14 protein-coding genes are annotated in these 12202 nt (G+C 58.7%); 8 read left to right on the top strand and 6 right to left on the bottom strand.

The window, feature by feature from the left end:
- The first annotated feature begins 35 nt into the window (after positions 1-35).
- Positions 36-590 carry an ActR/PrrA/RegA family redox response regulator transcription factor gene (locus INHI_RS0116370; RefSeq protein ID WP_014876423.1) on the top strand — a complete coding sequence of 185 codons (555 nt, stop codon included), beginning with the start codon at positions 36-38 and terminating at the stop codon, positions 588-590.
- A 43-nt stretch (positions 591-633) separates the two neighbouring features.
- Here the strand turns inward: INHI_RS0116370 and INHI_RS0116365 are convergent, their stop codons facing one another.
- The gene (locus INHI_RS0116365) at positions 634-1230 is read right to left on the bottom strand and encodes an HD domain-containing protein (RefSeq protein ID WP_014881557.1); all 597 of its coding nucleotides are present in this window, start codon (positions 1228-1230) and stop codon (positions 634-636) included.
- A 272-nt stretch (positions 1231-1502) separates the two neighbouring features.
- On the opposite strand from INHI_RS0116365, the gene INHI_RS0116360 reads away from it, so the two are divergent.
- The 4 genes from INHI_RS0116360 (at position 1503) to INHI_RS0116345 (ending at position 4860) form a co-directional block, all read left to right on the top strand.
- Positions 1503-1817, top strand: a complete 315-nt coding sequence (locus INHI_RS0116360; protein ID WP_027248308.1) for a hypothetical protein — start codon at positions 1503-1505, stop codon at positions 1815-1817.
- Between the two features lie 145 nt (positions 1818-1962).
- Entirely contained in the window at positions 1963-3354 is a 1392-nt protein-coding gene (gene ahcY, locus INHI_RS0116355) for an adenosylhomocysteinase (RefSeq protein WP_014881559.1), read from the top strand.
- A 254-nt stretch (positions 3355-3608) separates the two neighbouring features.
- Entirely contained in the window at positions 3609-4268 is a 660-nt protein-coding gene (locus INHI_RS0116350) for a PRC-barrel domain-containing protein (protein ID WP_014881560.1), read from the top strand.
- A 250-nt stretch (positions 4269-4518) separates the two neighbouring features.
- Positions 4519-4860, top strand: a complete 342-nt coding sequence (locus tag INHI_RS0116345; RefSeq protein WP_014876428.1) for a DUF2853 family protein — start codon at positions 4519-4521, stop codon at positions 4858-4860.
- Positions 4861-5229: 369 nt separating this feature from the next.
- Here the strand turns inward: INHI_RS0116345 and INHI_RS0116340 are convergent, their stop codons facing one another.
- Genes INHI_RS0116340 through tsaD form a run of 5 tightly spaced genes read right to left on the bottom strand, consistent with a single transcriptional unit; the run spans position 5230 to position 8422 of the window.
- A complete protein-coding gene (locus INHI_RS0116340) occupies positions 5230-5625 on the bottom strand; it encodes a DUF1761 domain-containing protein (RefSeq protein WP_014876429.1) in 396 nt (131 codons plus the stop codon).
- Between the two features lie 44 nt (positions 5626-5669).
- Positions 5670-6092: an EVE domain-containing protein gene (locus INHI_RS0116335; protein WP_027248307.1), complete on the bottom strand. Its 423-nt coding sequence runs from the start codon at positions 6090-6092 to the stop codon at positions 5670-5672.
- A complete protein-coding gene (locus INHI_RS0116330; RefSeq protein ID WP_027248306.1) occupies positions 6092-6364 on the bottom strand; it encodes a YciI family protein in 273 nt (90 codons plus the stop codon). Before INHI_RS0116330 ends, INHI_RS0116335 begins: the two co-directional genes overlap by 1 nt.
- Position 6365: 1 nt before the next feature.
- Positions 6366-7328: an NAD(P)H-dependent glycerol-3-phosphate dehydrogenase gene (locus INHI_RS0116325; protein ID WP_027248305.1), complete on the bottom strand. Its 963-nt coding sequence runs from the start codon at positions 7326-7328 to the stop codon at positions 6366-6368.
- Positions 7325-8422, bottom strand: a complete 1098-nt coding sequence (gene tsaD, locus INHI_RS0116320; RefSeq protein WP_027248304.1) for a tRNA (adenosine(37)-N6)-threonylcarbamoyltransferase complex transferase subunit TsaD — start codon at positions 8420-8422, stop codon at positions 7325-7327. Before tsaD ends, INHI_RS0116325 begins: the two co-directional genes overlap by 4 nt.
- A 41-nt stretch (positions 8423-8463) precedes the next feature.
- On the opposite strand from tsaD, the gene INHI_RS0116315 reads away from it, so the two are divergent.
- From INHI_RS0116315 to INHI_RS0116305, 3 genes are read left to right on the top strand one after another with little or no spacing between them, the layout of a single operon-like run.
- Positions 8464-9231 (top strand): uroporphyrinogen-III synthase, encoded by a 768-nt coding sequence (locus INHI_RS0116315; RefSeq protein ID WP_027248303.1) that lies wholly within the window; start codon positions 8464-8466, stop codon positions 9229-9231.
- A gap of 53 nt (positions 9232-9284) precedes the next feature.
- On the top strand, positions 9285-10643 hold the full coding sequence (locus INHI_RS0116310) for a COG4223 family protein (RefSeq protein ID WP_254656897.1): 1359 nt from the start codon (positions 9285-9287) through the stop codon (positions 10641-10643).
- A gap of 10 nt (positions 10644-10653) precedes the next feature.
- Positions 10654-12177, top strand: a complete 1524-nt coding sequence (locus INHI_RS0116305; RefSeq protein WP_027248301.1) for a heme biosynthesis protein HemY — start codon at positions 10654-10656, stop codon at positions 12175-12177.
- Positions 12178-12202 lie beyond the last annotated feature (25 nt).

Below are 12202 nucleotides of genomic sequence, written 5' to 3'. Positions count from 1 at the left end.
CTCACGACCTGACGACATTGCGGGGGACCGACAGTATGGGCGAAGCTGCTATGCAGGAGATAGGACCAGACAAGACACTTTTGCTGGTCGATGACGACGAGCCCTTTCTGCGGCGCCTGGCCAAAGCCATGGAAAAACGTGGTTTTGAGGTTGAAACAGCTGGCTCCGTTGCGGCAGGCAGTGCGATTGCCACAGCGCGTCCGCCCGCCTTTGCGGTGGTGGATCTAAGGCTTGAAGATGGCAATGGTCTGGATGTTGTGGAGATCCTGCGGGAACGTCGCCCTGACAGTCGCGTTGTTGTTCTGACCGGCTATGGTGCGATTGCGACCGCCGTCGCCGCAGTGAAAATCGGTGCGACAGATTACCTGTCAAAGCCGGCAGATGCGTCGGACATTATGAACGCGCTGCTCGCCAATGAGGAAGAGCTGCCACCCCCGCCGGAAAACCCGATGAGTGCGGATCGTGTCCGTTGGGAGCATATTCAGCGGGTTTATGAGCTTTGCGACCGCAATGTTTCTGAGACCGCTCGGCGGCTAAATATGCACCGGCGCACATTGCAGCGGATCCTCGCCAAACGCAGTCCCAAATAAGGCCAGAGCCTCTCCTGAACTTGGAGAGGCTTTTTTCTTGAGATCAGAGCTGCGCCAGGAGATTGGCGTGGCGGGTAACGTAGTCCTTGCGCACCTCGACCGGGGGGCGCAGGCGGATGGAGAGACCGTCCAGCAGCTTTTGATCCGGTTTCCCAAACAGGCGGTCGGCTTCCTCACGGGAAAACCCGGCAATTTCGACTGCTTCCATCCATGCGCTGATCCGGTCCGCTTTCTTGATCTGCGCCTTGACCGTCTTGGGCAGGGTTGCAGGCAGGCCAAAGCGGATGTGAATGGCGGCGGTCAGCCGCTGATCCAACTCACCATAGCTGGGGCCAACCGCGTTTTTCACGGGCGAGATCATGTCCCCAATGACATATTCCGGTGCGTCATGGAGCAGTGCGGCCAAGTGCCATCGGACTGGCGCCTTGGGATTGAGGCGACCGTAAATCGTTTCCACCAACAGCGAGTGCTCAGCGACAGAATAGGCAAAATCGCCAATGGTCTGGCCGTTCCAGCGCGCCACGAAGGCCAGACCGTGGGCGATATCCTCAATCTCGACGTCAACCGGAGTCGGGTCAAGCAGGTCCAGCCGACGTCCGGAGAGCATCCGTTGCCAAGCGCGCGGAGGTTTGGGGGGCATGGTCTGTCCCTTCTTGTTGACGGCGCCTTCTGACTAGCTGGTGAGGGGAGGTCGTGCAATTGCCTGCTGCGCTGTTGGCGGTGATCAGCGGTGCGGTTTCTCAGATAATATGGCTGGTTGCCCCGGCCCGATCACGCGGATCACCACAAACAGTTGAGCGCTCGGCATTTGATAACGCCACGCCAAGGCCCCATATTTATAGGTACGACAGGGGCTCTTGCTCCTCTGGCAAGCCCCTTTTGTCGCTGAGATGCACACGAAAGGATACTGCCATGTTTAAACGTCTTGCCTGCACTTCGCTTATCTTTGGGATGCTTGCGACTGCGCCGCCGGTGCTTGCTGCTGGCTGCAGTCCCCGCGATCACCTTGTGGATCGCCTGCAATCCTCATATGCGGAACGGCTGACTGCTGGCGGGCTGCAATCCAGCCAGCCTGTGTCCACCGTGATTGAATTCTGGGCTTCTGCAACAACTGGTACCTTCACGGTGCTGGTTTCCCATCCCAACGGGCTCAGCTGTGTAGTGGCCTCCGGTACGGGGTTTTTCCAAGTGACGGATGACCCCGAGCCGCAAGGCACACCCAGCTGACCTGTCCCCCCGGACCGTTGGGAAGGCCGGGGCGCATGACCGCTGGTCACCGCGCCCCGGCGCTCTTGGGGCATCTTCGTTGCTTATAAACCATTGCGGTGTTACCTGCTGCGGTAGACAAAATGTAACCGGAATGGAGCACGCAATGCCCGGGGATTATATCGTCAAGGACATCGCGCTGGCCGAGTTTGGCCGCAAGGAACTCGATATCGCTGAGACAGAAATGCCGGGGCTGATGGCCCTGCGGGACGAATACGGCGAGAGCAAGCCGCTGAAAGGGTCCCGGATCGTCGGGTCGCTTCACATGACCATTCAGACCGCAGTTCTGATCGAAACGCTGGTAGCGCTGGGCGCGGATGTACGCTGGGCCTCCTGCAACATCTTCTCGACACAGGATCACGCCGCAGCTGCCATCGCCGCTGGCGGAACGCCCGTGTTTGCGATCAAGGGGCAGACCCTTGTCGAACATTGGGATTATCTGGACCGCTCGTTCCAGTTCCCCGAAGGTGCTAACCTCATTCTGGACGACGGTGGTGATGCCACCCTCTATGTGTTGCTGGGTGCGCGCGTAGAAGCGGGTGAGACGGATCTGATCGAAGTCCCCACCTCGGAAGAGGAAGAGGCGATCTTTAACCAGATCAAAAAGCGTATGGCCGAAAGCCCGGGCTGGTTCACCAAGACCCGCGACGCGATCAAGGGCGTTTCTGAGGAGACCACCACAGGGGTCCATCGCCTGTACGAACTGGTGAAAGAGGGTCAGCTGCCCTTCCCGGCGATCAACGTGAACGATTCGGTCACCAAGTCGAAGTTCGACAACAAATATGGCTGTAAGGAATCGCTGGTCGATGGCATCCGCCGCGCTACCGACACCATGATGGCGGGCAAGGTCGCCGTTGTATGCGGTTATGGTGACGTGGGCAAAGGCTCTGCCGCTTCGCTGCGTGGTGCTGGCGCTCGGGTCAAGGTGACCGAAGTTGACCCGATCTGCGCCCTGCAAGCGGCCATGGACGGGTTCGAGGTGGTGTTGCTGGAGGATGTTGTCGACAGCGCCGATATCTTCATCACCACGACTGGCAACAAGGATGTCATCCGCATCGAGCATATGCGCGAGATGAAGGATATGGCGATCGTTGGCAACATTGGCCATTTCGACAATGAAATCCAGGTCGCCAACCTCAAGAACCACAAGTGGACCAACATCAAGGATCAGGTCGACATGATCGAGATGCCCTCGGGCAACCGTCTGATCCTGCTCTCCGAAGGTCGCCTGTTGAACCTTGGCAATGCAACCGGGCACCCGTCGTTTGTGATGTCGGCCTCTTTCACCAATCAGGTTCTGGCCCAGATTGAGCTGTGGACCCGTGGTGAAACCTATAAAAACGATGTCTACATTCTGCCCAAGCACCTGGACGAGAAAGTCGCCCGCCTGCATCTGGAGCGGATCGGTGTAAAACTGTCGAAGCTGGCGCCTGAGCAGGCCGCCTATATCGGCGTCACACCGGAAGGTCCGTTCAAGCCTGAGCACTACCGGTATTGATCATCATTCTACCTGTGCAACTGCGCAGGCGAGTGACCAAAGCGACACCCCGCCATTGGCGGGGTGTTTTCGGTTATGTGACTGTATTTCCATTGCCTTTTGACTGGATTGACCTAAGCGCGTGACGCGGACGCGCAACGCACCCCCCATACAGAAGTTCCAAAAATTTAGGTGCGAAATTCCACGAAAATCCTGGAACGTCTGCAAGGTTGGTGACGTTTGGTTGGCGTACTTCAAGCGAAGGAGAAAACGACATGACCGAACTGAAAACCAAGACCCGTATTCTGGCTGGTGTTACTGCTGCTGCACTGATGGCGGGCGCAGGGATTGCCCAGGCGGGCACTTCCGTACCGCGCGGCGAGAGCAAGTCGGACACCGAGATCGAGACTGTTGGCGGTCAAGACATCACAAGCGGCGCGTCGCTTGACACCACCGAAGGCACGACAATTCCACGTGGTGAATATAAGGTCGACAGCGGCGTTGAGACCGTGAACGACGAGATGCCTGCGGATGGCGATGTAAACGTCAATGCAAGTTCTGACGCTTCCACCACCATCCCGCGCGGCGAATACGACAGCTCGGACGCGGCGGGTAAACCACTGCCGCCCCTGAACGAGATGACCGTCGCCGATCTGGTTGGGAAGAACGTATTTTCCGCTACCGGTAAGGACGTAGGTGAAATCGACTATGTGATTGAGCAGGATGGCAAACTCGCAGGAGTTATTGGTGTTGGCGGCTTTCTTGGTATGAACGAATACACTGTTGCCGTTCCGCTGTCCGACATGGATTTCACCCGCAACGGTCAGCTGAAGCTGAATACCCGCACTGAAGCGGCGCTGCGTTCTATGCCTGAGATCGACGAAGATATGATCAAGCCTTTGCAGGATGACCGCCTGATCGGCAACAGCGTATAATGACGCTCTGATCTTTTGATCTGGCATCTGATCCAGGTGCCAACCGAATAGAATGGTGCCCCTCTCGCGGGGGCGCCTTTTTGCATTTGGTCAAGGGGTAGCGGGGGTGTATTCCCAGAAATGAGAGGTGGCCGCAGAAATTCCCAGTTGCCCTGTTCCGTTCTGCGGATAAGCTGTTGGAATAAGAACCGATCAGGCGTTGAGCCTGGCGATAACAATAGTTCCGCTGAGTAACATGGGAGAGAGAATTTTGGGAAAACGCGACGATCTGATCGAGCAATATGCAAATGATCTGAAAACCAAATGTGGCATGGAACCGGACATGGATCTGCTCACAAAGGTCACCATCGGCTGTGGTCCGGCGATTTACGATGCTGATGCATCGACTGTGGCGGCCAGTCAGCCGGCGGAACTGGAAACCGTCAAAAACAACTTCCTGATCAAAAAGCTAGGCCTGTCTGATGGGCCTGAGCTGATGTCTTCGATTGACAGCGTGATCGAAACCTACGGTAAATCGGAGCGGAATAAATATCGCGCCGTTGTCTACTATATGCTGGTCAAGCACTTCGGAAAAGAAGCCGTATACGGTTGATCAATCAGTCAAAATGTCGACAACCAACGCCCGTCGGACTCATCCGGTGGGCGTTTTGGCCTGTGCTATTCAGCCGCCGAAACACCGAAAACGTGTCCGTGATCCTGTGGGTTTCAGAGTGCGCTGCAGCGCAAGGGAACAGTCTCAGGTTGTACATGTGTTGCATTTTACCTGTATTGCCTTTGCGGAATCACCACTGACCAGCCTATCGTCTATATACCGGCCAGGATGGCCAGGATCACAGATTTACGAACACGTGTGGTGGAATTGGAGCACGTGGGGTGAAAGGGAAGATCCTGGCATATGCTCGGATCTTCCCTTTTCTATTTGCATTGCCTGTATTGCGACGTCCGCTGTTGGCCGCACGTCTTAGAATAGCGTCAGAACCACACCGATGGCGCCACAGGCAAGCGTCGCGTAGCCACCGTCGATCACCGACAAACGCAATGGTCTAACACCGTATAGGTTGTTGATCATGATCCACGGCGTGATGAAAAATAGTCCCACGCCCAGACCGCTGACCAGACCGCCACCGACGGTATCGATACCTGAGAGCGCGAAGACATGGCGCATCATACCAGCCACGACAATTTGCAGACCAAAAGTCGCGATAAACACAGCTGGCGTCTGTCCGCCCGCAGGTTTCCCATTCTCATCACGCGGCACTTTTGCCGCTTGCATCCAGGGTTCAGCAAGCAAACCATACCAGACTGCGCCCAGAACAAAGCCGGCGATAGCCGCGGCGATAACATTCAGAATTTCCATTGAACTCTCCCTGAAACCAGCATCAGTGAGAGAATTTTGTCAGATCAATCGGGATCTGTCTTCCCTAACGCGCAGATATGGGCCCATTCCTCTGCGGTGACAGGCTGCACTGATAGCCGGGAGTTCTTCACCAGAACCATATTCTCAAGACGGGGGTCGCCCTTGATCTGATCGAGAGTGACCGGGACAGCAAAGCTGCGCACCGCTTTGATGTCAACGCATTCCCAGCGGGGATCGTCTGTGGTGCTGTCCTGGTGGACATCAGCGCAGATTTCAACGATCCCGACCAAGGATTTTTCCTTCATCGAATGATAGAAAAATCCGCGATCTCCAATCTTCATTTCACGCATGAAATTGCGCGCCTGATAGTTGCGCACACCGTCCCATTCCTCACCCGTCTCGCCCTTGGCTTGCTGGTCAGCCCAGCTCCAGGTGGATGGCTCGGATTTGAACAGCCAGTACGCCATCAGCCGACGACTTTCTTCCAGGTGATCAGCTCAACCGCCTCAAACAGGCCGACTTTGGCGTAGGGGTCGTTGTCGGCCCAGGACTGACCGGCGGCCATATCTTCGACATCAAGGATGATCAGTGAGCCAACCATGCCGCCATCCTGGTCCAGCAAGGGACCGGCCTGCGCCACGACATTGGTTTCCTCAATATACGCAAGATGCGCCGCCCGGTTGTCCATCCGGGTCTGCAAATGATCGGGTTTATCGCGCGCGATCAGGGCAATCAGCATGTCATTCCTCTTTCAATGGTCTTGCAAGCAGTTGAGCGGTGGCGTCGGCAATCGTCAAGCGCTGATCGAGCAGAGCCACGACAATGGCGGTGATAGGCATGTCCAGATTTCGGGTCTGGGCCTCGGCATGGACAGCACGCGCCGTGGCGGCGCCTTCAACCGTGATGCTGGGGTCAAAAGTCTCGTTCCGCCCGATCGCCAGTCCGAGACGGTAGTTCCTCGACAGCTCCGAGCTGCAGGTCAGAGTGAGATCGCCAAAACCGGAGAGACCTGCCAGCGTATCGGGCTGTGCGCCAGACGCCAGTGCCATGCGCTGCATCTCGGCATAACCACGGGTCATCAGCGCGGCGCGGGCGCTGTCGCCGAGTCCAGCGCCAATAACGGCACCGCAGGCAATCGCCATGACGTTCTTCAGAGCACCGCCGATTTCCGCACCATTTGTGTCCGTAGTACGATAGAGCCGCAGGTTTTTCGTGGTCAGCTGCTGCTGCAATTGCGCACCTGTCTCCGGGTCACGACAGGCCAGCGTCAACGCCGTTGGCAGGCCTTTCGCGATGTCGGCGGCGAAACTCGGGCCAGTCAACAAGGCCGTCCGAGCCTTCGGAAGGCAGGCGTGGAGAACCGCCAGCGGACCCTGACCGGTCTCGAGTTCAATGCCTTTGCAGCAGGCTACAAGAGCCCGGTTGCGCAGCAGATCAGCGTGGGTGAAGACAAAATCCCGTAGTGTCTGCATCGGCACGGAGAGCAATATGGTATCAGCCTGCGTGGCACGCTCTAGGTCGCTGGTCACGGTCAGTGTCTCGGGCAGATCGGCGCCGGGCAGGCGTCTGGTATTGCGACGGGTCGCCCGCATATCGCGCGCCTGATCAGCATCCCGTGCCCATAGAGTAACCGGGCCATTGCCTGCGAGCGAAATTGCCAGCGCCGTGCCAAACGCGCCGGATCCAAGCACTGAAACACTCATGCTTTGGCGCCTTTCTTGCCGCTGCCCAACATGGCGGGGCTGCTCTGATCCAGTGGCCAGCGGGGCCGGGCGGAGAGCTCCATGCCGTCCTGCTCCCCACTGCGGAATCGTTCAAGCCCGGCATAGGCGATCATCGCGGCATTATCCGTGCAAAGCGCCAGAGGCGGAGCGACGAATTGAGCATCAACCTCAGTGCAAACCGTCTCTAACACAGCACGAATGGCGGTATTCGCCGCGACGCCACCTGCGACAGCAACGGTGCGGGTGGTCGGGACTTCCTCAAGGTAGCGCCGAATTGCACGGCGTGTTTTCTCTGCCAGGACGTCGGCAACAGCAGCCTGAAAACCGGCACAGAGATCGGCGCGGTCCTGCCGTGTCAGACCGCCCTTTTCGGCCATCACCTGATCCCGCATGCGCATCAGTGCGGTTTTCAGGCCAGAGAATGATAGGTTGCAATCTGGACGGTCCAAGAGCGGACGGGGAAAGCGGAAACGGCGCGGATCACCGCTTTCGGCTTCCTTCTGCACCGAGGGGCCGCCGGGTTGCGGCAGGCCCAATAGGCGGGCGGTCTTGTCAAAGGCCTCGCCGGGGGCATCGTCGATTGTTCCACCAAGCCGTTTGAAATCATCGGGTCCCCGAACAATCAGGTACTGACAATGCCCGCCTGAGACCAACAGCATCAGATAGGGATATGGCACCGCATCCGTCAGCCGGGGGGTGAGGGCATGTCCGGCCAGGTGGTTGACGCCGATCAGAGGTAGCCCGGTTGCGGCCGCCAACCCCTTGGCACACATCACACCAGAAATCACGCCGCCAATCAGTCCGGGACCAGCGGTGACGGCAATGGCATCCATATCCTGCAAGCGCAGATCGGCCGCGGCCAGCGCATCGCGGACGCAATGATCGAGCTTTTCGGCGTGGGCACGGGCTGCGATTTCCGGCACCACACCGCCGAAGGCGCTGTGGAGTTCGGTCTGGCCAAACACGATGGAGGAGAGCACCTCCGCCGGGCCTTGCCCAGACTGGCGGACCACGGCAGCTGCCGTATCATCGCAGCTGCTTTCCAATCCCAGAAGGGTGAGGCTTTGTTCCATGGTGTTACCGTTGCATCCTGTCTCTGCCGGGGCTACCACCTATGACAGTGGCGAACAATCCCGAGGGGCGTGTGATGGTCGGCCTATTGATGACGCGCCCTCGTGTGGCGGCAGAGCGATTTGTCGAAGACTTGCCCGCATCGACCCGAGCGACTTTGCAGGTGATCTACGCCCCGTTAATCAGGACAACCCCGCTGAACCCGCCATCTGATCCTTCTGAACATGGGCTTTTTTCGGGGGATGCGATCTTCTCATCTGCGAATGGGGTGCGGTATTCGACTGCGCCGGTTACGGGGCAGAACGCTTATTGCGTCGGGCAGCGCACAACGCAGGCCGCAGCTGCGAAAGGGTGGCGGGCGATTTGCTGTGGTCTGGACGCTGACGCGCTGGTTCAGACCTTGACCGACGTCCCACCTACAGGTCCTTTGACCCATCTTCGCGGCGTCCATAGCCGCGGCGACATTGTCGAGCGGCTTCGCTTGGTAGGGATCAATTGCCGGGAACATGTGATCTATGATCAGATCTTGCTGCCTTATGATAGTGAGGTGCGGATCGCGATGGATGCGCAAGCGTCGCTGATCGTGCCGCTTTTCTCACCGCGTACCGCTCAGCAATTTGTCAAATTGGCGCCATATTGCGCAGAGCTACATCTTATCGCATTCAGCAAGGCGGTTGCAGATCCTCTGAAAGGCTTGAAATGCAAAGACTTACAGATATGTAAGTCTCCAACTGTGACGGCAATGCGTACACTGGTGCGTGATGCCGCAGCTAGTCTGGCGCGGGTTGAGGGTGGGCCATCGGCACAGTAAGTTTATTGCTGAGTTGGTGTTAAGAGATTTTGAGAATCGAGGGGGACGTCGGCGTGGCTGACAAGAAAACATCCGATGAGACGCAGGCAGAAGAGAGCCAGACGTCTGTCTCCAAACCGGACGTCGACGACACAACCGCCGGTGACGCGGTTTCTGACGGCTTGATTGTTGAAGATGATGATACATCCGATACGGCTGCTGTGGCGGACTTGAACGACCCGGACAACACGGATCCCCTGCCTGCCGAAGAGGATGCAGTCTCCAATGTGTCGGATGACGATGGTGCGCAAGGGGACGCTGATCTCGATCCAATCGAGACAGCTGAGGCCAAGAGCGCTGAAAACGCGTCGGGGGACCAAACAGTTGATAGCCCGCCTGCCGCTGCGGCATCGGTCCATGAGGTCGAGCGTGTTGTTGAAAAACGTGGTGGTTTTGGAGCCGCTCTCCTTGGGGGAATCGTTGCCGCCGGGCTTGGCTTTGTGGCGGGACAGTCAAATGTGCTGAATGATTTTATGCCACCCTCTTGGCGCAGTGCAGCGCCCGTTGATGCGGCCGCGCTGGAGAAGCTGAAGGAAAGCCTCAGCGCCCAGATCGCCGATCTGGAAGGCCGGGTCGCCGCTGATATTGCCCCGGATATCGCGCCGCTCACGCAGCAGATAGATACGTTGACAAGGGAGGTTGCCTCCCTGCGGTCCAGTGAGACGGCGACCGGATCTGATGAATTGGCAGGGGCGATTGAGACATTGGCAGCCCGAGTGGATGCTCTGGAGAGCCGCCCCATCACTGATGCTGCCAGCCCGGCTGCCGTTGCCGCATTCGAGGCGGAATTGAGCAAGCTTCAGGACAGCCTCGCGGCGCAACGCGCCGAGGTGGAAAAGATGGTGGAGGAGGCGCGGGCGATGGACGCCGCTAGCGCCGAAGCCGCACGTATCGCCAGCGCACAGACGATCGTCGCCCGTCTGCGGTCATCGATTGATGCGGGCACCAGCTTTGGCGGTATGATCGAAGAACTGCAGGCCGTTGGCGTGACTGTGCCAGAGGCGTTGACCGGTTCCGCAGAGGCAGGCGTCAGCACGCGTGCAAGCCTGCGCGATGGTTTTGCCCCGGCTGCGCGTGATGCCCTTGCTTCAGCCCGTCAGGCAACCAAAGGAACAGGCGGCATTGCGGCCTATGTGCAGCGTCAGCTGGGCGCACGTTCGGTATCCCCGCGTGATGGAGATGATCCCGATGCGGTGCTTTCGCGCGCCGAAGCCGCCGTGCAGAGCGGCGATCTACAAGGAGCCCTGACCGAGTTGCAGGCTCTGCCGGAAACCGCCCGTGCACCGCTGGCCGATTGGGAGGCCGCTGCGCGTGCCCGTCTGGCCGCTGTTGCTGCCGTGAATGAACTGGCCCAAAGCCTGAACGCCAAATAAGGAAGCTGCCATGCTCTGGTCGTTGTTGAAGATTCTCGTATTCGTCGCCATCGTGGCGGTGCTTGCCTTTGGTGCTGCTTTGCTGACGGAGACGGCAGGGGGCGTTCAGATCACGGTCGCCGGTACCGAATACACCCTGAGTGCACTGCAGTCGGTAATCGCGCTGGCCATTCTGGTGTTTGTAGTCTGGGTCCTGTTCAAACTGTTGTCTTTGTTACTGGCGACGCTGCGGTTCCTAAACGGTGATGAAACCGCGATTTCGCGCTATTTTGACAAGGGCCGCGAGCGGAAGGGCTATCAGGCGCTCTCTGACGGCCTGATGGCGCTGGCCTCCGGTGAGGGGCGTCTGGCTATGGCCAAGGCTGCGCGGGCGGAGAAATATCTGGAAAAGCCGGAACTGACGGATTTGCTGACCGCGCAGGCAGCAGAGCTGGCCGGAGACACAAAAAAGGCGGCTGAGGCTTACAAACGCCTGGTGAGTAACCAGTCGACCCGCTTTGTTGGTGTCCGAGGCATCATGAAGCAAAAACTATCTGAAGGGGATACTGACACCGCACGCCAACTGGCGGAGAAGGCGCTTAGCCTGCGGCCCAAGCACGAGGAGGTGCAGGATACCCTTCTGACGCTTCAGGCACGGGCGCAGGATTGGGCCGGTGCCCGCAAGACGCTGACCACCAAGCTGAAGACTGGCACCCTGCCACGTGATGTCTACAAGCGTCGCGATGCTGTGCTGGCCCTGTCGGCCTCCAGAGCGATCGTCAAAGAGGGCGCGACGGTCGAGCAGCAGGAACAGGCGATTGAAGCGAACCGGCTTTCGCCGGATTTGGTTCCGGCTGCAGCCATGGCGGCGCGGGCATATCTGGCCCGCGACAAGAAACGGTATGCGATCCGGGTGCTGAAGAAAGCCTGGGAGGCGCAGCCGCACCCTGATCTGGCCCACGCCTTTGCAGAGGTTGAGCCGACTGAAACCGCACAGGAGCGGGTGAAACGGTTTGCCCAATTGTCACGTCTTGCGCCGCAGCACGATGAGACCCGTTTGGTGATGGCCGAACTGCACATTGTGGCCGAGGATTTCCCAGAGGCGCGCCGTGCGCTGGGCGATCTGGTTGAACGCGAGCCGGATGCGCGTGCGTTGACCCTGATGGCGGCGATCGAAAAGGGTGAGGGCGCCAGTGATGCGGTAATCCAGGGCTGGCTGGCACGGGCGTTGAATGCGCCGCGTGGGCCGCAGTGGGTTTGTGGAAACTGCAATCACATCCACGCTGAATGGGCGCCGGTCTGCGAAAACTGTGCCAGCTTTGATACCCTCAGCTGGCGCCGTCCGGAGGCCCCGGAGATCGTTGGTGCTACAGGTGCGCAGGTTCTGCCACTGATTACCGGCACGCCTGAGGGCGCAGCAGGCCCGGATGCCTCCGATATTCCAGAGGTGGAGTTGTTGGAGGAGGAGGATACCTCCGTTTCTGACGTGGGCGAAACACTGCCCCAGGGTCCTGATACGGGTGGCGGGGATGCCAAAACCCAAAGCATAAAATAGATCTTTTCCAGGCGGTGCGCTGATG

It is taken from the genome of Phaeobacter inhibens DSM 16374, from assembly GCF_000473105.1.
Classification (GTDB): domain Bacteria; phylum Pseudomonadota; class Alphaproteobacteria; order Rhodobacterales; family Rhodobacteraceae; genus Phaeobacter; species Phaeobacter inhibens.
This window is presented reverse-complemented; position numbering and strand designations above follow the sequence as displayed.